Origin of the sequence: Mesorhizobium sp. M0074, from assembly GCF_040322975.1 — a bacterium.
Taxonomy (GTDB): Bacteria; Pseudomonadota; Alphaproteobacteria; order Rhizobiales; family Rhizobiaceae; genus Mesorhizobium.
The window spans coordinates 232,103-253,119 of sequence record NZ_JAMYUM010000003.1; the positions used below are offsets into that span (position 1 = coordinate 232,103).

A 21,017-nucleotide genomic window follows, 5' to 3' on the forward strand; every position below is an offset into this window, starting at 1 on the left:
CAGGCTTTCTGCATCAGTCGGCCGTTCCTATTCGGCAGCCGCTACGTGCTGCCGGCTTATTCCGCGCATGAACTCGTCGAGCACTGCCGCCTGCTCACGGCTGAGACGCAGGCCGCGCTTGGTCCGGCGCCACAATACATCCTCGGCAGTCATCGCCCATTCGTTTTCGACTAGGTAGCGCACCTCGGCTTCGTAGAGATCGGCGCCGAAGTTGCGGCCAAGATCGACGTTCGACTTGGCGAGGCCCAGCAGCTTCCTTGCGCGGGTGCCGTAGAGCCGGGTCAACCGGCGGGCCAGCCGGGCGTCGAGGAACGGGTACGCCGTTTTCAGTTTCGCCACCTCGGCATCGAAGCCGGTGACGGGAAAGTCACCGCCGGGCAGCGGCGCGTTTGCCGTCCATGGTTTGCCGCGCTTGCCGAGAAAACCCTCGATCTTCTCGAGCATCGATTCCGACAATCGGCGGTAGGTCGTGATCTTGCCGCCAAAGGCGTTGACGATCGGGGCGGCACCCTCGCCTCCATCGGCCTTCAGCACATAGTCTCGGGTGGCTTCCTGCGCCTTTGAGGCGCCATCGTCGTAGAGCGGTCGCACCGCGGAATAGGTCCAGACGATATCCGACGGCTTGACCGGCTGCGCGAAATATTCGCTTGCCGCAGCGCAGAGATAGTCGATCTCGGCGTCATTGATCCTGACGTTGTGCGGATCGCCGGGATAGTCACGGTCGGTCGTGCCGATGAGCGTGAATTCGTCCTCGTAAGGGATGGCGAAAATGATGCGCCCGTCCTTATTCTGAAAGAAATAGGCGCGTGGGTCGTCGAATTTCTTGCCCACGACGATATGGCTGCCTTGTACGAGGCGGACATTGTGCACGTCGTTCAAGCCGACGGTGGCCGACAGCACCTGATCGACCCACGGGCCGGCGGCATTGACCAGCAGCCGCGCCTTGACCTCCTCGGTATGGCCGGTCCGCACATTTTCAAGCCTGACCGTCCAGAGATTGCCTTCGCGGCGTGCGCTGACGACCTTTGTTCGGGTTCGAATGGTTGCGCCGCGCTCGGCAGCGTCGCGGGCGTTCAACACAACCAGCCGGGCATCGTTGACCCAACCGTCCGAATATTCGAACGCCTTTCGAAACAGCGGCTTCAGCGGCTTGCCGGCCGGATCCTTGGCCATGTCCAGCGTTTTCGTCGGCGGCAGCAATTTGCGCCCGCCAATATGGTCGTAGAGGAAAAGCCCGAGCCGGATGAGCCAGGCAGGACGCAGTCCCTTGGCGTATGGCAGCACGAAGCGCATCGGCCAGATGATATGCGGCGCGTTCCTCCACAGGACCTCGCGTTCCATCAGCGCTTCCCGCACCAGGCGGAATTCGTAGAATTCGAGATAGCGCAAGCCGCCATGGATCAGTTTGGTCGAGCCGGAAGAGGTCCCGCTGGCCAGATCGTTCATCTCGGCAAGAAAAACCGAAAAGCCACGTCCAACGGCATCGCGGGCGATGCCGCAGCCATTGATGCCGCCACCGATGACGAAAATGTCATGAATCGGTGATGCGCTCAAAGAATCCTCCCTCGATTTCGCATTGCAGCATTTTTGGGTTCTTGCGAAACCGTAGAGGAATTATTTCGAAATGATAACGAATGTCAAACGAAATATGATAGGCGGAAGATGCCGCTACGGCATCTCTAGGATAGCGACGTTTCGATCAGCTGAACTTCTGCCTCCTGGCAGATCTTACGCACCGACGGGATGTCGCAACGATCGGTGATAAAGGTGTTGACCTGCGACAGATGGCCGATGCGGACGGGCGCGGTGCGCTCGAATTTGGTCTGGTCCGACACCAGGATCACATGTCGGGCGTTGGCGATGATCGCCTGAGCCACCTTCACCTCGCGAAAATCGAAGTCGAGCAGTGCGCCGTCATGGTCGATGGCCGAGGCGCCGATCACCGCAAAATCGACCTTGAACTGCCTGATGAAATCGACCGCGGCCTCGCCGACCACACCGCCGTCGGAACCGCGCACGACACCGCCGGCGATCACGACCTCGATCGAAGGATATATGCGCATCCTGTTGGCAACATTGATGTTATTGGTGATGACCATCAGGCCGCTGTGATCGAGCAGCGACTTGCTGACAGCTTCCGTCGTTGTCCCGATATTGATGAACAGAGACGCGTTGTCGGGGATCAGCCGGGCTGCTGCGCGGCCGATCGCCTCCTTCTCCTCGGCGGCGATCTTGCGCCGAGCCTCATATTCCATGTTCTCGATGCCGGAGGGGAACAATGCCCCGCCATGGATGCGGGACAAAAGCCGTTGGTCGCAGAGATCGTTGAGATCCTTGCGGATCGTCTGCGGCGTCACGTTGAAATGCGTCGCCAGCTCCTCGACCAGTACGCGGCCATGGTCCTTGGCCATCTGGATGATTTCGGAATGACGCGGCGACAGATACATCTAGCAACCTCTCATTTTCGTTTTTCTCGTCTATAGCTGAAAACGAAAGCCATGAACAGGTATGGGCCGGCTAATGAAAATCGGGCGACTGCAGAGAGAAAAGCTCCGGCGCAATCTCGACGAGGGTATCAACTCAGCCCCCGCGCGATCTCAGTGATGACCTCGAAAGCAGTATCGACGTCCGCCGCAGTCGTTTCGAACTGCCCGACCTGAAAGCGGATCGCCACCTGCCCGTCCACCCGGGTCTGCGTCAGGTAAATGCGGCCGTCATCGTTGATCGCGTTGACCAGCCGCAAATTGTGCTCGTCAAGGCCGATTCCCGCAGCCGCGAGATGGCGGAATGAGAACAGCGACAGCATCGGTTGCGTGACGATCTCCAAATCCGGTTCCCGAGCCAGCCGCGCGGCGAGGCTCTCGCTCCAGGCAACATGGTTGCGGATCATGGTCCGCAGATTTTCCAAGCCATGCGCACGCAGCAGGAACCAAAGTTTCAGCGCGCGGAATCTTCGGCCGAGCGGCACCGACCATTCGGAGTAGTTGATGACCCCGTCGCGGCCATGCGTCTTGAGGAATTCGGGCTTGATCGCCAGCGTGCGGACCAGATCTTCCGGCTGGCGGATGAACTGCATCGAGCAATCGAACTGTGCCCCCAACCATTTATGCGGGTTGAAGACGATGGAATCGGCATTTTCGGCGCCGGTCCAGAAATGCCGGAACTCGGGGCAGATCATGGCGGAGCCGGCCCATGCGGCATCGACATGCAGGTAGAGCCCGTGCCGCTTCGCCACCTCGGCAACAGCCGCCACATTGTCGGTGCCGCCGGTACTTGTGCCGCCGACGCTGGCGATGATGCCCGCCGGCAGCATGCCGTTTTCGCGGTCGGTAACGATCGCGGCTTCCAGAGCCGCCGTCTGCATGGCGCGGAAGCGTCCGGCGACCGGAATGCGCACGAGGTTCGCCTCGCCGATCCCCGACACCCAGATCGCCCGGTCGATGGAAGTATGGACCTGGTCGGAAGAATAGATCCGCACGACCGGCTGCCCTTGCAAGCCGTTCTTGTTGCCTTGCCAGTCGAGCGCGCGCTCGCGCATGGTCAGCACGGCGGCAAGCGTCGCCGATGAAGCCGAATCCTGCATGACGCCGGAAAATCCCTCCGGCAAACCAAGCGCCTGCCGCATCCAGTCGACGACCCGCGTCTCGAGCTCGGTTGCCGCCGGCGAGGTCTGCCAGAGCATGCATTGCGCGGCCATCGCGGAAACCAGATACTCGGCCACGACTGAGACCGGTGCCGCATTGGCCGGGAAATATGCGAAGAAACGCGGATGCTGCCAGTGCGTCATGCCAGGCAGGATCTTTTGTTCGAAATCGGCGAAGATTGCCTGCATCGTTTCACCGTCTTCCGGCGGCGCGGCATCGACGCTTTTGAAGATTTCGCCCGGCTCGACAAGCGGCCGCACCGGTCTCTCGCGAAGGCTGTTTCTGTAGTCGACGCCCCATTCAGCCGCTCGCAGCGACCACTCGCGGAATTCGTTGCTATTCATCTTCTTCGCCTCCGTGGCGCCTCATCGAGCCGCGATCAAAGAGCACGAAAAACGAAGGTTTTCATTCGGGAAAATCAGGCAGACTGGCAAAGGCGGTCTTCAGCGCGTTCGACCAGCTATCCGAGATCGTACGATAATATTGATCGTCCTGGGTTATTCGCTTTTTGAGGCCGACCTTGAAAGTGTCCTTTTCATAGAACAGCAGGTCGAGCGGCAGGCCGACCGACAGGTTCGACTTCAGCGTCGAGTCGAACGACACTAGCAGCAATTTCACCGTCTCGGCGAAACTCATCGTCCTTTCATAAGCGCGGATAATGATCGGCTTGCCGTATTTGGTCTCACCGATCTGGAAGAACGGCGTGTCGTCGGTCGATTCGATGAAATTGCCTTCCGGATAGATCATGAACAGGCGCGGCGCGCTGCCCTTGATCTGACCGCCGAGGATGAAGGAGGCGTTGAAGTAGGAATCCGCCTTTTCGCCAGCCGGCGACGAACTGGCGATGACCTCCTTGACGGTGTCTCCGACCAACCGGACTGTCTGGTACATGGAGGGCGTTTCGAGCAGCGTGGCACGGCGCTCCGCCACTGCCTTGGTGCGTTCGTCGAGCAGGCTGACCACGGCCTGCGTCGTCGCCAGATTGCCGGCCGACATCAAAACGATGACGCGCTCGCCCGGCTCTTCCCAGACATGCATCTTCCTGAAGGTCGAGATCGAATCCATGCCGGCGTTGGTGCGCGTGTCCGACATGAACACGAGCCCGCGATCGATCTTCAGGCCGACGCAATAGGTCATCGAATCTCTTTGGCAACAATCTTGCCGGGGATTACTGCTCCACGGTGACGGTGACCGCAAGCTGTTCTTCCGCCTGTCCCAGCCGAATTCCAGATACCGGCGTGGCGTCGCGATAATCGCGGCCGGTCGCCACCTTCACATAACGCTCGTCCGGAGAAATGCCGTTGGCGACATCGAAGGCGACCCAGCCGAGGCCCGAGACATGCGCCTCGGCCCAAGCGTGGCTTGCCGCCTGCTCGATCGCCGCATCCATCATCAGGTAGCCGCTGATATAGCGGGCCGGAAAATCCATGGCACGCGCCGCGGCAACGAAGATGTGGCTGTGGTCCTGGCAAACGCCGGTCTTGAGCGCCAGGGCCTCTTCGGCCGGCGTCGTCACGTTGGTGGTGTCCGGCGTATAAGCGACGCGCTCGCCGATCACCGCCATCAACCGGTGCAGCCTTTCGATGTCGGTACCCTTGCCGACCGAGGCAGCAAGCTCGCGAATGCCGCTGCCGATCGTCGTCAGCGGCGTTTCCTGGCCGAACAGCCAGAGCGGCGCGAAACCCTGGTGCGGTCCGCAGACGCCAGCGGTGTCGCGCGTCACCACTTCGCCGGCTGCTTCGACGGTGATGAAGTCGCGCTCGCCCTCGACGCTCAACAGCCGGGTATCATTGCCGAAATGGTCGGTGAAGCGCACTTCCTCGCGTGCGCCTTCGATCTTCAGCGCCCAGGACAGTACCGTCTGGGTGCGCCCGTTCACCGGGAGCAGCCGCAAACGCTGCAACAAATAATGCACCGGCGCATCGTAGCGGTATTCCGTCCGGTGGGTGATCTTCAGCCGCATCGCACTCGTCCCTGGAGCATGAGCTTTTCCGAAAACCGGTCTCCGCTTTTTGGGGTCATGCTCAATAGAACCTGTAATCCTGCGCGATCTCGTCGCCGAGCCTGGTGTTGTCGCGGATGAAATTGGCCAGGAATTCGTGCAGGCCGGCGTCGAAAATATCCTTGATCGACCCGGCCGTCAGCATGGCCTGGGTCTTGGCAGCCGTCGCATGACAGGCGTGGCGCTCCCCATAGTCGTCACCCAGGAATTTGAGATGCTCCGTCAGGAAGCGGTAGCAAAAGGTCAGCGAGCGCGGCATGCGGACGTTGAGGATCAGATAATCGGCGATGTTGCTCGGCTTGTAGTCGGCATCATAGACCCAGCGATAGGAACGGTGCGCCGACACCGAGCGCAGGATCGATTCCCACTGGTAGTTGTCGAGCGTCGAGCCGACCCAGGAGATCGACGGCAACAGCACATAGTATTTCACATCCAGGATGCGCGCGGTGTTGTCGGCGCGTTCGACATAAGTGCCGAGCTGCGAGAAATCGAAAATCTCGTTGCGCAGCATCGTGCCGTAGAACGAGCCGCGGATCAGCGCCGTCTCGCGCTTGATTGCGTCGAGTGCGTTGGGCAGGTCGCGCTCGTCGATCGGCTTGGCCAGCATCCGCTTCAGCGACATCCAGGCTTCGTTGATGCTTTCCCAGGTTTCACGCGTCAGTGCCGTGCGCACCATGCGGGCATTGTTACGGGCCGTTTCGATAGACGACATCGTGCTCGACGGGTTCGATGTGTCGCGCAGCAGATAGTCGGCGACATTGGCGGCGGTGTAGTCGGAATATTTCTGCGTGAAGCTGGCGTCTGAACCGGCGCTGAGCAGCACCGAATTCCACTCCTCCGAAGCGTTCTGGGTACGAGTCAGCGCCATGCGCAGGCCGGCATCCACCAATCGCGCCATGTTTTCCGCCCGCTCGATGTAGCGGTTCATCCAGTAGAGCCCGTTGGCGGTGCGGCCGAGAAGCATGTCAGGCGGTCCTGTGGTGAATAGTGAAAGGTGAATGGTGAATGGTGACTATCCAGATTCCAGGGCGCGATTCCGCGCGCTTCACTTCAGGGCATTTCACCAACATCAACGACCCATATCCTTATCTATTCACTATTCACTATTCACTATTCACTATTCACCATTCGCTATTCCCTACTCGCTACTTCCACTCTAATCATCCAACACCCACGTATCCTTCGTGCCCCCGCCTTGCGAGGAATTGACGACCAGCGAGCCTTCCTTGAGCGCTACTCGGGTCAGCCCGCCGGGCACGATCTGGATACGGTCGGAAACCAGCACATAGGGGCGCAGATCGACATGGCGCGGCGCCAGCCCCTTGTCCGTCAGGATCGGACAGGTCGACAGCGCCAGCGTCGGCTGAGCAATGTAGTTCGACGGTTTTGCCGCGAGCTTTTTGGAAAAATCCTCGCATTCCTTCTTGGTCGCCGCCGGACCGACCAGCATGCCGTAACCGCCGGACCCGTGGACCTCCTTGATAACCAATTCATCGATGTGCTCGAGCACGTATTCCAGGCTGTCCGGCTCCGAGCAGCGCCAGGTCGGGATGTTGCCGAGCATCGCCTTGCGGCCGGTGTAGAATTCGACGATCTCGGGCATGTACGAATAGATCGCCTTGTCGTCGGCGATGCCGGTTCCCGGCGCATTGGCGATCGTGATGTTGCCGGCGCGGTAGACGTCCATAATGCCCGGCACGCCAAGTGCCGAGTCGGGGCGGAAGGTCAGCGGATCGAGGAACGAGTCGTCGACACGCCGGTAAAGCACGTCGATCTGCTTGTAGCCCTCGGTGGTGCGCATCGCGACATGGCCATCGACGACGCGCAGATCCTGCCCCTCGACAAGCTGCACGCCCATCTGGTCGGCAAGGAAAGCATGTTCGAAATACGCCGAGTTGAAGCTACCCGGCGTCAGCACGGCAATGGTCGGCGCGCCCTTGGTGCTTTGCGGCCGCACTGCCGCCAGGGACTGGCGCAAGAGCTGCGGGTAATTCTCAACCGGCCGCACCTTGATCTGCTGGAACAGCTCGGGGAAGAGCTGCATCATCGTCTCGCGATTCTCCAGCATGTAGGAGACGCCGGACGGCGTGCGCGCATTGTCCTCCAGCACGTAGAACTCGTTCTCGCTGATGCGTACGATGTCGACGCCGATGATGTGGGTATAGACGCCGGCCGGCGGCCGCACCCCGATCATCTCGGGCAGGAACGCCTCGTTCTTGGCGATCAACTCCTTCGGCACCCGGCCGGCGCGCAAGATCTCCTGGCGATGGTAGATGTCGTCGAGAAAGGCGTTCAGCGCCTGGACGCGCTGCTCGATGCCTTGCGTCAGCCGTCGCCATTCATTGCCCGAAATGATGCGCGGAACGATATCGAAGGGTATCAGCCGCTCCGATGCTTCCTGCTCGCCGTAGACGGCGAAAGTGATGCCTGTCTTGCGAAAGACGCGTTCGGCGTCCTGCATCTTCTCGGTAAGTCTGGCCGGGTCCTGTTCCTTCAGCCAGCGATCGTAAGCCGAATACGGTTTTCTCAGCCCGGAAACTTCCGGAAGCATTTCATCGAACGCTGCCAATCGCATACTCCCCTGTGGCGCCATTTCACTGGCCTCGCTGGAGAAAATCAAGCGCAATCGGTGATTTGTTGGGCGCCGGCGATCAGTATATCGCACTTGCCTAAAATTAAGGCAGCACCAATAGGGCCTTGATCAGGCTTTGCCTGGTGTCCGGGCAGATGCCGGATGCGGATCAAAAAGCGCGAAAGGTGACGACCGTGAACGTGTCCTTGATGCCCGGGAGAATCTGCACTTTCTCGTTGACGAAGTGGCCGATGTCTTCCTCGTCGTCGACATAGAATTTGGCGAGCAGGTCGTAGTTTCCGGCTGTCGAGTAGATTTCCGAAGCAATCTCGGCATCGGCCAGGGCGCTGGCAACGTCGTAGGCCTTGCCCAGATCGCACTTTATCTGCACGAAAAATGCCTTCATTGCCTGGTCCTGCTCACATCGCACGCTCTAGGTATAATCGAGCGGCCCTTGTGGCAGACTGCCGTTCGCCTTTCAAGCATCGGCAATCGCTCAGGCTGTTCTCGCCTCGACAATGCTTTCTCGGCTCGGACACGGACTGCCACGCCGAATGTTTGCGCTCGGCTGAAACCCTGAAGCACTGCAAAGCGTATGGTATTATGTACCTTCAGGCAGCGATTTCTCAGGGACAACGGAGACAGGCCATGCGCCGCGCGTTTTTCGCATTCGCAGTCGTTCCATTCATTTTCGCATCCCAGGCCTTTGCTGGCGACGCCGAAGTCAAAGCGGCGCAGACGGTCATCGATGGGCAGTTGAGGGCCTTCATCGCCAATGACGGAATGACGGCCTACAGCTTTGCCGCACCGAATGTGAAACGCATCTTTCCGACCGTCGATACCTTCATGAACATGGTGACAAAAGGCTATCTGCCGGTGCGCCAACCGCAGACCTACTCCTTCGGCAAGGTTCGCGAGACGAGCCCGACCTCGATCATCCAGCAAGTGCTGATCGTCGGCCCGGATGGCAAGGACTACGAGGCGGTCTACACGCTCGAACTACAGCCTGACGGCAGCTTTCGGATCACCGGCTGCAGCCTGCGTGCGTCCACGTCGCTCAGCACCTAAAGGGGTGTTTCAATCCTGTCGCCGGTAGAGCGTCCAGCTCAGGCCTGAAAACCCCCAATGCCTCGACGCATCGGCCCGTTCATAGGCCAGAGCGCATGCGGCCGTCGGTTCGACATGTTCGGCTTGTTTGTCCACGTCCCCCTCGAGGACCAGCCAGGCGGGCCGTTCGGTGCACATCCCGTCGTCTGGAACCAGCAATGCCCGACGATCCATTCGCGCCGCAAAATAGTCGACGACAATGGGGGTGCGGAAATTGCCGTCGCTGGCATAGGTGGTTGCGCCGTTCCTGGTCATTTCATCGACGATAGCGGCGTAGGAGCCGCGTCCATATTGATAGAACTGAAGCAGCGACGAAATGCTTCCACTCACCACGATCGCCAGCGCTCCCATCGCAAGTAGCCTTGCAGTCCCGCGAGCATCCAGGCCGCGGCCAATCATCTCGCCGGCCCAGAGCAGCAGCAATGTTCCGCTGATGATGAAATAGCGTGGGAACTCGAGGTTGGGCAGATGCGCCGCCGCCATGAGCAAAGGCAGTCCGATAATCCCGATCGCATAAAGGCTGGCTCGGCGACCGCGCCAGACACCGGCGGAGAGGCCGACAAGACAGCAGGCGGCAACGATGTAGGGCCCGTCACCGAACCAGGGTGGCAGCCCGAACAGAGAGCGGATCATCCCGCCATAGCCCTGCGCGAAGGCGGCAATCGAGAACGGCGAAACACCACCGACACTGAAGCCGAACAGCCTGCCGCCGACAAACACGCCGACAGCCAGCGGCAGCACGGCAAGCAAGCCCGGCAGGAAGATCGACGCCAGGTCCGCAACGACACGGCCGACCTTCGCCGTACGCTGCCAGGCGAGCCAGGCGGTCCATATTGCGAGGACCGCCACCATTCCGATCATGGTGAGGTGGCACAGGAAGCCGAAAAGGATCGCCGCTGCCAAGGCCACGCCAGACCACCGTCTACTGTCGAGCCGGCGCTCCAGAAAAATGACCGAAAGCAGCGTGAACAGCACAAGGCCGGCATAGCCGCGCGCCTCCGAGCCGTAATGGATCATTGGGTAGCTCACGGCAAACAACAGGCTTGTGGCAATCATCGCCTGTCGTCCGCGCGATGCGGCGCTCGCTGCCGCCGCACCGATCGTGGCAACACCTAATGCTATCGACAGACCTCGCTGGATCAGCGGCGAAGCATCGGGGCCAATGAGATAGAGATAGACCGAGTTGAGGAAATGATTGTTGTCGTGATTGACGCGCCAGAATATCTGGTCGATCGAGGTCAGCGGCTCGATCAGCGCAAAGCTCCAGATCTCGTCCAGCCAAAGGTCGCCGCGCGCGCCAAGTAAGCGCAAGACCAGGCCGGTCACTGCGATCGCCAGAGCGGCAAGCAACGACCCCGCCGTCCATTGCTGGACAGCCACGGAAGGCGAAGGCTCGGCGATGCCGTTCGTCCGCACCGTCGTGCCAGGAACTGAAACTTGCCCCGAAACGAACAGGTTCTTGATCCTCGCCCGATGTCGTCCGGCAATGCTTATTAGGCAGTCGTTTCAAAACAGTTCATGGAAGGGGCAACTCCTCCCTGGAGCCGGATTCCTGGCGAGCATGCCTACCGGACGGCGAGGTCACCGTTTGCCCATTGCTGCGTGATGATCTCGGCTTGTTCGGCGAACCTGCCAGCCTCGATCGCTTCACGAATGTCGCGCATCAGCTGCTGGTAATAGGACAGATTGTTCCAGGTCAGGAGCATCGCCCCAAGCGCCTCTTGCGAGCGCACCAGATGGTGCAAATAGGCCCGCGAATAGTCGCGTGCGGCCGGGCAGTCGCTTTCCTCATCGAGCGGACGCGGATCGTCGGCATGGCGGGCGTTGCGCAGATTGACCTTGCCGCGCCGTGTGTATGCAAGGCCGTGGCGCCCTGCCCGCGTCGGCATCACGCAGTCGAACATGTCGATGCCGCGCGCCACCGACTTCAAAATGTCGTCCGGGGTGCCGACGCCCATCAGGTAGCGCGGCCGGTCAGCCGGCAGCTCCGGGCAAGTGATGTCGAGCATCTCCAGCATCACCGCTTGCGGCTCGCCGACAGCCAGCCCGCCGATCGCGTAGCCCTTCAGCTCCATTGCCTTCAGCGCCTGCGCCGAGCGCAGCCGCAGATCCGGCACGTCGCCGCCTTGCACAATGCCGAACATCGCCTTGCCGGGCTGCTCGCCGAATGCCGTCTTGCAACGCTCGGCCCAGCGCAACGACAACTCCATGGCACGCTCGATCTCGTTCTGCTTGGCCGGCAGCGCTGTGCATTCGTCGAGCTGCATCTGGATGTCGGAATCGAGCAGCCCCTGGATCTCTATCGAACGCTCCGGCGACATCTCGTAGGCGCCGCCGTCGATATGCGAACGGAAGGTAACGCCGTTCTCGGTCAGTTTCCGCAGCTTCGACAGCGACATCACCTGGAAGCCGCCGCTGTCGGTCAGGATTGGATGCGGCCAGCGGGCGAATTCATGCAGGCCGCCGAGCCGCGCCACGCGCTCGGCGCCGGGTCTCAGCATCAGGTGGTAGGTGTTGCCGAGGATAATGTCCGAGCAGACGCCGCGCACCTGATCCATATACATGGCCTTCACCGTGCCGCCGGTGCCGACCGGCATGAAGGCAGGCGTGCGGATTTCGCCGCGCGGCATGGTGATTACACCACGCCGCGCCCTGCCGTCGGTCGCCAGCACCTTGAAGGTGAATGCGTTAGTCATTGAATGCGTTAGTCATTGAATTCCCTAGCCATCGAACTCTTTGTCGAATACCGGCGCGTCCGGAGCCTGCTTATCGAGTGATTGCCGGTAGCGGATGCAGCCGCGCATGAATTTCGGCCACGGTGGCACGGCAATCGCCGGCTCGGTCTTTTCGGGCAAAAGCGACCAGAGGTCGGGATGATGCCAGCACAGATCATGGCCGGTGGCGTCGCGGTGTTGGCGGATTCCGGCGCGCAGTTTCCTGACCTCGGTGATCAAGGCTTCGCGGCCGAAGGTTTCCAGGTCATCGTCCATTACTATCCTCCCTGAACAGAAGACTTGCGTCTCCATAGGAATAAAACCTGTAGCGGTTCTCGATCGCATGCGCATAGGCCGCGCGCATCGTCTGCAAACCGCAGAAGGCCGAAACCAGCATGAACAGCGTCGAACGCGGCAGATGGAAATTGGTCATCAGCATGTCTGCGGTCTTGAAGCGATAGCCGGGCGTGATGAAGATGTCGGTCGGGCCTGACCATGCTGCCAGCCTGCCGTCCTCGCCAGCCGCGCTCTCCAACAAGCGCAGCGATGTCGTGCCGACGGCGATAATGCGCCCTCCTTTTGCTTTCGCCGCATTCAGCGCCTCGGCGGTTTCCGGGCTGACCGAACCGGTTTCGGCGTGCATCTTGTGGTCGGCGGTGTCGTCCGCCTTCACCGGCAGGAACGTACCGGCGCCGACATGCAGCGTGACGAAACGGCGCTCTATGCCCTTGGCGTCGAGCGTCGCAAACAGCTCCGGCGTGAAATGCAGCCCTGCCGTCGGCGCGGCCACGGCGCCCTCCTCCTTGGCATAAATGGTCTGGTAATCGCTGCGGTCGCGTTCGTCGTCGTCACGCTTGGAAGCGATGTAGGGCGGCAGCGGGATGTGGCCGACGGCATGCAGCGCCTCGTCGAGGAACGGACCTGACAGGTCGAAGCCGAGCAGCACCTCGCCACCTTCTCCCTTCTCGATCACTGTCGCGTCGAGCTGGCCGAGAAAGCAGGAATTGGCGTCATGACCGAAATGGATGCGATCGCCGGCGGCGATGCGCTTGCCCGGACGCATGAAGGCGAGCCACCGGTCGGGCGCCATCCGCATATGCAGCGTGGCTTCGACCTGCGCTGCTGCTTCGCCGCGCCGCCTGATGCCCTTCAATTGTGCCGGAATGACCTTGGTGTCGTTGAAGACCAGCACATCACCGGCCTTGAGCAGGGCCGGCAGGTCGCGCACCGTCCGGTCTTCGAGCCCCTCACCCGGCCTGACCACCAGCATCCTGGCACTGTCGCGCGGCTCGGCTGGGCGAAGCGCGATGCGCTCCTCCGGCAGATCGAAGTCGAAAAGATCGACGCGCAAGAAATCCCCGCCTCAAGGTTCCGGGCAGGTCACCGCCCAGGCGCCGACACTGTCTATGCTCAGCGTACCGCCCATTGCGAAGCTGGACTGCTCGCTGGCCTTGACCAGCCGCAATTTGGCGACGATCGAGCTGAGGCCCTCATCAGTGAGATCGATCAGCATGCGCTCGTCGTCTTCGAATGCCTGTCCAACGATGACTTTCGTTGAGCCTGCCTGTCCGTCCGTGGTCCATGTCTTGCCGCCGGCATCCAGCCACACACGAGCCACCGCAATGACGGCCGTGTGTCCCATCAAAACATCAATCGATGCCGCGCCGCCGTCGGCGCTGCAGACGATCGATTCCGTTGCCAGCGCCGGAGTGGCCGCCGCGACGAGCACAAATGCGATGGCCGCGACAGCCCGGCCGGTCATTTCACGTCGGCCGCGACCTTGAGCGACACGATCTTGTCAGGATCCTGCACCGGTTCGCCGCGCTTGATCTTGTCGACGTTGTCCATGCCTTCGATGACCTGGCCCCATACCGTGTACTGGCGGTTGAGGAAGGCGGCATCGTCGAAGCAGATGAAGAACTGCGAATTGGCCGAGTTCGGGTTCTGCGAGCGCGCCATCGAGCAGGTGCCGCGGCCGTGGTTGGTGTTGGAGAACTCGGCCTTCAGATCGGGTTTGTCGGAACCGCCAGTGCCGGCGCGCGATGGCGCGAAAGACGGCTTGTTGGAATTGCCGAACTTCACGTCGCCGGTCTGCGCCATGAAGCCGTCGATGACGCGGTGGAAGACCACGCCGTCATAGGCGCCTTCGCGCGCCAGCTCCTTGATACGGCCGACATGGCCGGGCGCCAGATCTGGAAACAATTCGATGACGACCTTGCCCTTGGTCGTGTCCATGATAAGCGCGTTCTCGCGGTCCTTGATTTCGGCCATGTCAGAAATATCCTTTTGAACAATTGGGGTTACTTGCCGTCCGCGGCGATGCGCACCTTGATCATGCGATCGGGGTCGGTCACCGTCCCGTTCTGCGCCTCGTCGCCTTTCTTGATGTGGTCCACCAGCTCCATGCCGCTGACGACATTGCCAACGATGGTGTACTGGCCATCGAGCGGCGGTGCCGGCGCGAACATGATGAAGAATTGCGAATTGGCGGAATTCGGATCGTCGGAGCGGGCCATGCCGACCACGCCGCGCTGGTAGTGCTCGGTGCTGGAGAATTCGGCCGGCAGGTCAGGAAGATCGGAGCCGCCGGTGCCGACAGCGTCGGCATTGAAGCCGCTCTTCATGTTGCCGAACTTGACGTCGCCGGTCTGCGCCATGAAGCCGTCGATGACGCGGTGAAAGGCGACGTTGTCGTAGGCGCCCTGGCGCACCAGCTTTTTGATCTGCGCGACGTGCTTCGGCGCAAGGTCGGGCCTCAGCGCGATGGTCACGTCGCCGTCCTTCAGCGTTACGATCATGGTGTTTTCCGGATCGGCGGCAAAGGCCGACACGGATGCGGTCACAAGACCGGCAAGCACGGCAAGCAAGAAGGCAAGCTTTTTCAGCTGCATGGGATCTTTCTCCGAATATCTTCGTTCATGCATGTCGTTACCCAAAGCCGGGTTCCACTTTTGGGTGACATGCATTTATTTCGCGAATTTGGCGGTGAGCGCGCCGGCCACGGCCGCCGGCACGAAGGGGCGGATGTCGCCTCCCATCGAAGCTATCTGGCGCACAAGTGTGGCGGTAATGGTGCGCACTGAAGGGCTGGCGGGCAGGAACACGGTCTGCAGCTCCGGCGCCATGGTCTCGTTCATGCCGGCCATCTGCATCTCATAGTCAAGATCGGTGCCGTCGCGCAGGCCGCGGATGATGATCGAGGCGCCATGCTTCCTGGCCGCATCGATCACCAACCCGTCGAAGGCGACTACTTTGATACGCGCACCGTCGCTGCCGAATTCCGCCTTCGCGGCCGTTTCGATCAGGCCAATCCGTTCCTCGAAGGAAAACAACGGCTTCTTGCCGGGATGGATGCCGATCGCCGCATAGATTGTATCCGCCACGGCCAGCGACGCCTTCAGCACGTCGAGATGGCCGTTGGTCAGCGGGTCGAAAGAGCCGGCATAAAGGGCGATGCGTTCGGTCATGGCAGGTGCTTCTAGCGAGCCTCTCCCCTAAAGGCAAATCCGATCGCCAGCCCGCCCCATGAACCTTTTGGCCGACGTGAACGACAGATGAATGTGCCGCTCACAACAGCTTCACGCAGTGTTCACTAAGTTGCAGCTGCAGAAGATGAAACCAAACACCCATCTAATCGTTGTTAGGCGCAGGAGAACACGCACATGCTGATCTACATGCTCGCCACCGCAATGACCGTCGCCATGCTGATCGCTACCGTATTCGGGTTGCATCAGGAAGCACAGCGCGTCCGCGCCAAGGCCAATACCAAGCGGTTCGAAGGCTTCGGCAACCGCAAGCCTTATCGCCACTTCTAGATTGCGGGTGTCTTCACACACCGGCCCATAGGGCTGGCGCCGTCGTGGCAAACTCACTCGACGGTAGTATCAGGCTCCCTACCTTCGGCATCGGCAACAGCGCCGCTTTCAGCATCGACACTCTCTTCGATCTCTTCATCCGCTTGCGGTTCTGAAATTCGCTCCACCGAAACGACCTTCTCGCCCTCTGCGGTATTGAAGATGGTAACGCCCTTGGTGGCGCGGCTGGCGAAACGAATGCCGTTCACTGGAACACGGATAACGGTGCCGCCATCCGAAACCAGCATGATCTGATCGTCATTGCCGACCGGGAAGGTCGCCACCAGGCGGCCGATTTCGGCCGTTTTCGAGACGTCGGTGGCGCGAATACCCTTGCCGCCACGGCCAGTCAGGCGGAAATCGTAGGACGATGAACGCTTGCCGTAGCCATATTCCGTCACCGTCAACACGAACTGCTCGTGCGCCTTGAGGAATTCATAGCGGTCGTCGGAAAGCTCCGCCTCTTCGCCGACCTCTTCATTGGTGAGCTGGATTTCTTCCTCCTCGCCGGCCGCGATGTCAGCAGCGAGCCGGCGTTCGGCCACCACCCGCTTGAGGTAGGCGGCACGCTCCGCCGGCGGCGCATCGACATGCTCGATCACCGCCATCGAGATCACCCGGTCGCCATCGGCCATCGCAATGCCGCGCACGCCGACCGAATTGCGGCTCTGGAAGACGCGTACGTCGCTGACCGGAAAGCGGATGCACTGGCCGGAACTTGCCGTCAAAAGCACGTCGTCATTGTCGGTGCAGGTCTCGACGCCGAGGATCTCGTCGCCTTCCTCGTCCAGCTTCATGGCGATCTTGCCGTTGCGGTTGACCTGGACGAAGTCCGACAGCTTGTTGCGACGCACGGTGCCGCGCGTGGTGGCAAACATGACGTCGAGCTCGCCCCAACTCGTCTCATCCTCCGGCAGCGGCATGATCGTGGTGATGCGCTCGCCCTGTTCGAGCGGCAGCATATTGATCAGCGCCTTGCCGCGCGATTGCGGGTTGCCGATCGGCAGGCGCCAGACCTTTTCCTTGTAGACGATGCCGCGCGAGGAGAAGAACAGCACCGGCGTGTGCGTGTTGGCGACGAACAGCCGGGTGACGAAATCCTCTTCCTTGGTCGACATGCCGGAGCGGCCCTTGCCGCCGCGGCGCTGCGCCCGGTAGAGCGACAGCGGCACGCGCTTGATGTAGCCGGAATGGCTGACCGTGACGACCATGTCCTCGCGCTGGATCAGGTCCTCGTCTTCCATGTCCGCCCCGCCCTCGGCAAGCTCGGTGCGGCGCGGCGTGCCGAACTCGTCGCGCACGGCGATGAGCTCGTCCTTGACGATCTGCTGGACGCGGGCGCGGGACGAGAGAATGTCCAGGTAGTCCTTGATCTCGTCGCCGATCGTGTTCAGCTCGTCGGCGATCTCGTCGCGGCCGAGCGCGGTCAGGCGCTGCAGGCGCAGTTCGAGGATGGCGCGCGCCTGCTCCTCGGAGAGATTGTAGGTACCGTCCTCGTTGATGCGATGGCGCGGGTCGTCGATCAGAAGAATCAGCGATTCCACGTCGCCCGAAGGCCAGCGCCGCTCCATCAACTGCTCGCGCGCCGTCTGCGGGTCCGGAGCGCTGCGGATCAGCTTGATGACTTCATCGATGTTGGCAACAGCGATGGCAAGGCCGACCAGCACATGGGCGCGGTCGCGCGCCTTGCGCAGCAGGAATTTCGTGCGCCGGCTGATCACCTCCTCGCGGAAGGCGACGAACGCCTTCAGCATGTCGGTCAGCGTCAGCAATTCCGGCTTGCCGCCGTTCAGCGCCACCATGTTGGCACCGAAGGACGTCTGCAGCGGAGTGAAGCGGTAAAGCTGGTTGAGAATGACATCGGCGACGGCGTCGCGCTTCAGTTCGATGACGACGCGGTAGCCCTGGCGGTCGCTCTCGTCGCGAATGTCGGAAATGCCTTCGATGCGCTTGTCGCGCACCAGCTCGGCCATCTTCTCGATCATCGACGCCTTGTTCACCTGATAGGGAACCTCGGTGATGACGATCGATTCACGATCGTTGCCGCGCGCCTCGACGTTGACGCGGCCGCGCATGACGATGGAGCCGCGGCCGGTCGAATAGGCGCTGTAGATACCGGAGCGGCCGAGCACGATGCCGCCGGTCGGGAAATCCGGCCCCGGAATGATCTCCATCAGTGCCGGAAGGTCGATCGCCGGATTATCGATGAGGGCAATGGCGCCGTTGCAGACCTCGCCCAGATTGTGCGGCGGGATGTTGGTAGCCATGCCGACGGCGATACCGCCGGAGCCGTTGACCAACAGGTTCGGAAAGCGCGCCGGAAGGACTTTCGGTTCGCTGCCCGACGCATCGTAAGTGTCCTGGAAATCGACGGTGTCCTTGTCGATGTCTTCCAGCAACTCATGCGCGACCTTGGTCAGCCGCGATTCCGTGTAGCGCATCGCCGCCGGCGGATCGCCGTCGATCGAGCCGAAATTGCCCTGCCCGTCGATCAGCGGCACGCGCAGCGACCAGTCCTGCGCCATGCGCACCAAAGCGTCGTAGATAGAGGCGTCGCCATGCGGATGGTATTTACCCATCACGTCGGCGACCGGGCGTGCCGATTTCACATATTTGCGGTTCCAGTGATAGCCGCTCTCATAGGCGGCGTAGAGGATGCGGCGATGCACTGGCTTGAGGCCGTCGCGCACGTCCGGCAGCGCACGGCTGACGATCACGCTCATGGCGTAATCGAGATAGGAGCGCTGCATCTCCTCGATGATGGATATCGGCTCGATGCCGGTGGGGCCGCCGTCGGCGCCGCGCGGTGTCTTTTGGTCGGTCAAATTGGATCACAATCTAATCAGGAATCACTTGGTGCTTATATAGGAAGCCGGCCCGAAACTCCAACAATCGCGGCAGTTTTCCAGTGTGGTTTTTAGCGGCAAATTCAAAAGGATAAACCAATTGCGACGATATGGCCGTGGCACCCTTTCACGGGCGTCGCCGGCGGGCGCGATAAGTACCCGGCGCCTCGCCCATCAGCCGCCGGAAACGGCGGTTGAAGGTCGACAGATCGTTGAACCCCGCCGCAAAGGCGATCGCCGAAATCGTCTGATCTGACGTCCGCAGCCGCACGGCTGCCCTGTGCAGCCGCGCTCTCAGCAGGAACTGGTAGGGCGTCATGCCGGCGACGTGCCGGAAGGTGCGCAGGAAATGGTAAGGGCTGGTGGCGGTCTCGTCGGCGAGTTCGGCAAGGGAGATCGGCCGGTCGGCATCGACTTCGATGCGCCGCACCGCTTCGGCAACACGCTTCTGGTCAGGGCGGCTCGGCGTCCGTCCCCGATCCGTGGCGCTGCAAGCCGCTGTCACCGCGGCACCGGCAATGCGCAGGGCGAGTTCCTCGAACGCGCCGGTGTCGGCCATCTCGCGCGCCGCCTCCGCTTCGGCAAGCAGCGGCACCAGCGCCGGCAAGGGCGGCAGGCGCGGCGTGCCGAAATCGAGCGTCTTCGTGCCCGGCACGTCGGCGACGATCCGCTCCATATAGGCCGGTCCGAAATGGAAGGAGAGGCAGCGGTCGCCGGCGCCATGCTCGTGACCGCATTCATAGCATGTGCCGGGATTGCCGAGCAGGAGCGCGCCCGGCGCCAGCATCGCCGTGCCCTCGCGCGCACGATAGCGGAAGGTGCCGTTGGTTACGGCGGCAACGCAGAAATCCCGATGCTCCTCCTCGAATGGCCTGTCGGCGGCGCTGGCGGTGCAGATGACATCCGACACCTGCCAGCCTCGGCCCGACGCCAGCCTGTGCGCGCTCGTCGTCATCGCCGAAACATAGCAACTTTTCCCAAGCGCAGAACCCCTGTCGGCCTCTATGCTTGCCGGTCTCCTGACAAGATGAGAGCGAAGCCATGTCCAATTCCTTTGCCAAGGCCCTGCACAGCGATGGGCCCGTACCGGCCCTTGCCGAGAAACTGAATCTTTATGGCCGCTTCGTCGGCGCCTGGACGTTCGACGCCACGCGCCATCTCGAGGACGGTCAGGTGCTGACCGGGCGCGGCGAAGTGCATTTCGGCTGGGTGCTCGAAGGCCGCGCGATCCAGGACGTATGGATCCTGCCTGCCCGTGACGCCGGCCCCTCGCCCTCGCTCGGCAAATGGACCTTCTATGGCACGACGTTGCGCGTCTACGATCCCGGCGTTGACGCCTGGCACATCTTCTGGAGCGATCCGCGCAATCAGTACTACAGCCGCCAGCTCGGCCGTGCCGAGGGCGACACCATCATCCAGCAAGGCGCAGACGGCACCGGATCTGCTGTGCGCTGGAGCTTTTCGCGCATCACCGAAAATTCGTTCCGCTGGCTGGGCGAACGCTCACAGGACGACGGCGCCACCTGGCGTCTCGAAGTCGAGTTTCTGGCGCGCCGGGCCGTCAGCCCCTGATCCGCGCGGTTTCCACTGCCTCCGCTTTGCTCTACCAATCCCGTTATCCGGCTTTGCCGGCGGGGAGGGTCAGCATGCCGAGCTTCGACAGCCTGTTCAACGCCTTCGTCACCATACTGGTGACGATCGATCCGCCCGGCCTGGCGCCGCTCTTCCTCGCCGTGACCCGCGGCATGAACCGCGAGGAGCGCAACCAGGTCTCCGTGCGCGCGTCGGTCATCGCCTTCCTGGTAATGGCGTTGTTCGCAATCGCCGGCGCGTCGATCCTGTCAGTCTTCGGCATCACTCTGCCGGCCTTCCGCGTCGCCGGCGGCTTTCTGCTGTTCTTCATCGCCTTCGAAATGGTGTTCGAGCGCCGACAGGACCGCAAGGAGAAGATCGGCGACGTCGCCATCACCAGGGACATGATCCACAACATCGCCGCCTTTCCGCTGGCGATCCCGCTTATTGCCGGTCCCGGCGCGATTTCGGCGACCGTCCTGCTCTCAAGCTCGTTTCAGGGTTTGGGCGCGCAGACAGCCCTTGTCGGCATCATCGCCATCTGCCTCGTCATCACCTACCTGGTGTTCGTGCTGTCAGAGCGCATCGACCGTATCCTCGGCCAAACCGGCCGTTCGATCCTGACAAGGCTGCTCGGCGTCATCCTGGCGGCGCTCGCCGTACAGTTCGTCGCCGACGGCATCAAGGCGCTGATGGCGACGTAGGA

Annotated in this window: 22 protein-coding genes; 4 read left to right on the plus strand and 18 right to left on the minus strand. The window is 61.6% G+C overall.

Annotation, left to right across the window (positions count from 1 at the left end):
* Positions 1-27: 27 nt before the first annotated feature.
* The 8 genes from glpD to NKJ73_RS06315 form a co-directional block, all read right to left on the minus strand.
* Positions 28-1,554: a glycerol-3-phosphate dehydrogenase gene (gene glpD / locus NKJ73_RS06280; RefSeq protein ID WP_352568717.1), complete on the minus strand. Its 1,527-nt coding sequence runs from the start codon at positions 1,552-1,554 to the stop codon at positions 28-30.
* Positions 1,555-1,679: 125 nt separating this feature from the next.
* Complete coding sequence (locus NKJ73_RS06285) at positions 1,680-2,447, minus strand: DeoR/GlpR family DNA-binding transcription regulator (protein WP_023674889.1); 768 nt, start codon at positions 2,445-2,447, stop codon at positions 1,680-1,682.
* A 128-nt stretch (positions 2,448-2,575) separates the two neighbouring features.
* Complete coding sequence (locus NKJ73_RS06290; protein ID WP_352568718.1) at positions 2,576-3,988, minus strand: pyridoxal phosphate-dependent decarboxylase family protein; 1,413 nt, start codon at positions 3,986-3,988, stop codon at positions 2,576-2,578.
* Between the two features lie 61 nt (positions 3,989-4,049).
* On the minus strand, positions 4,050-4,781 hold the full coding sequence (locus NKJ73_RS06295) for a proteasome-type protease (protein ID WP_254817354.1): 732 nt from the start codon (positions 4,779-4,781) through the stop codon (positions 4,050-4,052).
* A gap of 31 nt (positions 4,782-4,812) precedes the next feature.
* Positions 4,813-5,607: a transglutaminase family protein gene (locus NKJ73_RS06300; RefSeq protein ID WP_352455718.1), complete on the minus strand. Its 795-nt coding sequence runs from the start codon at positions 5,605-5,607 to the stop codon at positions 4,813-4,815.
* A gap of 61 nt (positions 5,608-5,668) precedes the next feature.
* Positions 5,669-6,610, minus strand: a complete 942-nt coding sequence (locus NKJ73_RS06305; RefSeq protein ID WP_023674885.1) for an alpha-E domain-containing protein — start codon at positions 6,608-6,610, stop codon at positions 5,669-5,671.
* A 192-nt stretch (positions 6,611-6,802) separates the two neighbouring features.
* Positions 6,803-8,215 (minus strand): circularly permuted type 2 ATP-grasp protein, encoded by a 1,413-nt coding sequence (locus NKJ73_RS06310; protein WP_352568719.1) that lies wholly within the window; start codon positions 8,213-8,215, stop codon positions 6,803-6,805.
* Between the two features lie 172 nt (positions 8,216-8,387).
* Entirely contained in the window at positions 8,388-8,624 is a 237-nt protein-coding gene (locus tag NKJ73_RS06315; protein WP_023674883.1) for an Lrp/AsnC ligand binding domain-containing protein, read from the minus strand.
* A 242-nt stretch (positions 8,625-8,866) separates the two neighbouring features.
* On the opposite strand from NKJ73_RS06315, the gene NKJ73_RS06320 reads away from it, so the two are divergent.
* Complete coding sequence (locus NKJ73_RS06320) at positions 8,867-9,286, plus strand: DUF4864 domain-containing protein (protein ID WP_352568720.1); 420 nt, start codon at positions 8,867-8,869, stop codon at positions 9,284-9,286.
* Between the two features lie 9 nt (positions 9,287-9,295).
* Here NKJ73_RS06320 and NKJ73_RS06325 read toward each other — a convergent pair whose 3' ends face one another.
* From NKJ73_RS06325 to coaD, 8 genes are all read right to left on the minus strand, one after another.
* Positions 9,296-10,741 carry a glycosyltransferase family protein gene (locus NKJ73_RS06325; protein ID WP_352568721.1) on the minus strand — a complete coding sequence of 482 codons (1,446 nt, stop codon included), beginning with the start codon at positions 10,739-10,741 and terminating at the stop codon, positions 9,296-9,298.
* 149 nt (positions 10,742-10,890) lie between these two features.
* Positions 10,891-12,021, minus strand: coding sequence for a tRNA guanosine(34) transglycosylase Tgt (gene tgt / locus NKJ73_RS06330; protein WP_352568723.1), 1,131 nt, complete (start codon positions 12,019-12,021; stop codon positions 10,891-10,893).
* Positions 12,022-12,045: 24 nt separating this feature from the next.
* Positions 12,046-12,315, minus strand: coding sequence for a hypothetical protein (locus NKJ73_RS06335; RefSeq protein WP_352568724.1), 270 nt, complete (start codon positions 12,313-12,315; stop codon positions 12,046-12,048).
* Complete coding sequence (gene queA / locus NKJ73_RS06340) at positions 12,305-13,390, minus strand: tRNA preQ1(34) S-adenosylmethionine ribosyltransferase-isomerase QueA (RefSeq protein ID WP_352568725.1); 1,086 nt, start codon at positions 13,388-13,390, stop codon at positions 12,305-12,307. Before queA ends, NKJ73_RS06335 begins: the two co-directional genes overlap by 11 nt.
* Positions 13,391-13,402: 12 nt before the next feature.
* Positions 13,403-13,801 (minus strand): hypothetical protein, encoded by a 399-nt coding sequence (locus NKJ73_RS06345; protein ID WP_352568726.1) that lies wholly within the window; start codon positions 13,799-13,801, stop codon positions 13,403-13,405.
* Complete coding sequence (locus NKJ73_RS06350) at positions 13,798-14,310, minus strand: peptidylprolyl isomerase (RefSeq protein ID WP_352568728.1); 513 nt, start codon at positions 14,308-14,310, stop codon at positions 13,798-13,800. The genes NKJ73_RS06345 and NKJ73_RS06350 overlap by 4 nt, the downstream gene beginning before the upstream one ends.
* 29 nt (positions 14,311-14,339) lie before the next feature.
* A complete protein-coding gene (locus NKJ73_RS06355) occupies positions 14,340-14,930 on the minus strand; it encodes a peptidylprolyl isomerase (RefSeq protein WP_352471695.1) in 591 nt (196 codons plus the stop codon).
* A 75-nt stretch (positions 14,931-15,005) separates the two neighbouring features.
* Positions 15,006-15,506, minus strand: a complete 501-nt coding sequence (coaD, locus tag NKJ73_RS06360) for a pantetheine-phosphate adenylyltransferase (protein WP_352568729.1) — start codon at positions 15,504-15,506, stop codon at positions 15,006-15,008.
* Positions 15,507-15,701: 195 nt separating this feature from the next.
* On the opposite strand from coaD, the gene NKJ73_RS06365 reads away from it, so the two are divergent.
* The gene (locus NKJ73_RS06365) at positions 15,702-15,854 is read left to right on the plus strand and encodes a hypothetical protein (protein WP_254817366.1); all 153 of its coding nucleotides are present in this window, start codon (positions 15,702-15,704) and stop codon (positions 15,852-15,854) included.
* Between the two features lie 53 nt (positions 15,855-15,907).
* Here NKJ73_RS06365 and gyrA read toward each other — a convergent pair whose 3' ends face one another.
* Positions 15,908-18,718: a DNA gyrase subunit A gene (gene gyrA, locus NKJ73_RS06370; RefSeq protein WP_352568730.1), complete on the minus strand. Its 2,811-nt coding sequence runs from the start codon at positions 18,716-18,718 to the stop codon at positions 15,908-15,910.
* A gap of 148 nt (positions 18,719-18,866) precedes the next feature.
* A complete protein-coding gene (locus tag NKJ73_RS06375) occupies positions 18,867-19,694 on the minus strand; it encodes a helix-turn-helix transcriptional regulator (protein WP_352568731.1) in 828 nt (275 codons plus the stop codon).
* 86 nt (positions 19,695-19,780) lie between these two features.
* Between NKJ73_RS06375 and NKJ73_RS06380 the strand changes: the two genes are divergently transcribed.
* Both NKJ73_RS06380 and NKJ73_RS06385 read left to right on the plus strand, forming a co-directional pair.
* Positions 19,781-20,311: a hypothetical protein gene (locus tag NKJ73_RS06380; RefSeq protein ID WP_352455708.1), complete on the plus strand. Its 531-nt coding sequence runs from the start codon at positions 19,781-19,783 to the stop codon at positions 20,309-20,311.
* Between the two features lie 74 nt (positions 20,312-20,385).
* Complete coding sequence (locus NKJ73_RS06385) at positions 20,386-21,015, plus strand: MarC family protein (protein WP_023674869.1); 630 nt, start codon at positions 20,386-20,388, stop codon at positions 21,013-21,015.
* The last annotated feature ends 2 nt before the right edge of the window (positions 21,016-21,017 follow it).

What these genes read in the sequence shown, in the direction of transcription:
- NKJ73_RS06285 (WP_023674889.1), bottom strand. Translation starts at nt 2,447, where the DNA reads ATGTATCTGTCGCCGCGTCATTCCGAAATCATCCAGATGGCCAAGGAC.
- NKJ73_RS06290 (WP_352568718.1), bottom strand. Translation starts at nt 3,988, where the DNA reads ATGAATAGCAACGAATTCCGCGAGTGGTCGCTGCGAGCGGCTGAATGG.
- NKJ73_RS06295 (WP_254817354.1), bottom strand. Translation starts at nt 4,781, where the DNA reads ATGACCTATTGCGTCGGCCTGAAGATCGATCGCGGGCTCGTGTTCATG.
- NKJ73_RS06300 (WP_352455718.1), bottom strand. Translation starts at nt 5,607, where the DNA reads ATGCGGCTGAAGATCACCCACCGGACGGAATACCGCTACGATGCGCCG.
- NKJ73_RS06305 (WP_023674885.1), bottom strand. Translation starts at nt 6,610, where the DNA reads ATGCTTCTCGGCCGCACCGCCAACGGGCTCTACTGGATGAACCGCTAC.
- NKJ73_RS06315 (WP_023674883.1), bottom strand. Translation starts at nt 8,624, where the DNA reads ATGAAGGCATTTTTCGTGCAGATAAAGTGCGATCTGGGCAAGGCCTAC.
- NKJ73_RS06320 (WP_352568720.1), top strand. Translation starts at nt 8,867, where the DNA reads ATGCGCCGCGCGTTTTTCGCATTCGCAGTCGTTCCATTCATTTTCGCA.
- tgt (WP_352568723.1), bottom strand. Translation starts at nt 12,021, where the DNA reads ATGACTAACGCATTCACCTTCAAGGTGCTGGCGACCGACGGCAGGGCG.
- NKJ73_RS06335 (WP_352568724.1), bottom strand. Translation starts at nt 12,315, where the DNA reads ATGGACGATGACCTGGAAACCTTCGGCCGCGAAGCCTTGATCACCGAG.
- NKJ73_RS06345 (WP_352568726.1), bottom strand. Translation starts at nt 13,801, where the DNA reads ATGACCGGCCGGGCTGTCGCGGCCATCGCATTTGTGCTCGTCGCGGCG.
- NKJ73_RS06350 (WP_352568728.1), bottom strand. Translation starts at nt 14,310, where the DNA reads ATGGCCGAAATCAAGGACCGCGAGAACGCGCTTATCATGGACACGACC.
- NKJ73_RS06355 (WP_352471695.1), bottom strand. Translation starts at nt 14,930, where the DNA reads ATGCAGCTGAAAAAGCTTGCCTTCTTGCTTGCCGTGCTTGCCGGTCTT.
- coaD (WP_352568729.1), bottom strand. Translation starts at nt 15,506, where the DNA reads ATGACCGAACGCATCGCCCTTTATGCCGGCTCTTTCGACCCGCTGACC.
- NKJ73_RS06365 (WP_254817366.1), top strand. Translation starts at nt 15,702, where the DNA reads ATGCTGATCTACATGCTCGCCACCGCAATGACCGTCGCCATGCTGATC.
- NKJ73_RS06375 (WP_352568731.1), bottom strand. Translation starts at nt 19,694, where the DNA reads ATGACGACGAGCGCGCACAGGCTGGCGTCGGGCCGAGGCTGGCAGGTG.
- NKJ73_RS06380 (WP_352455708.1), top strand. Translation starts at nt 19,781, where the DNA reads ATGTCCAATTCCTTTGCCAAGGCCCTGCACAGCGATGGGCCCGTACCG.
- NKJ73_RS06385 (WP_023674869.1), top strand. Translation starts at nt 20,386, where the DNA reads ATGCCGAGCTTCGACAGCCTGTTCAACGCCTTCGTCACCATACTGGTG.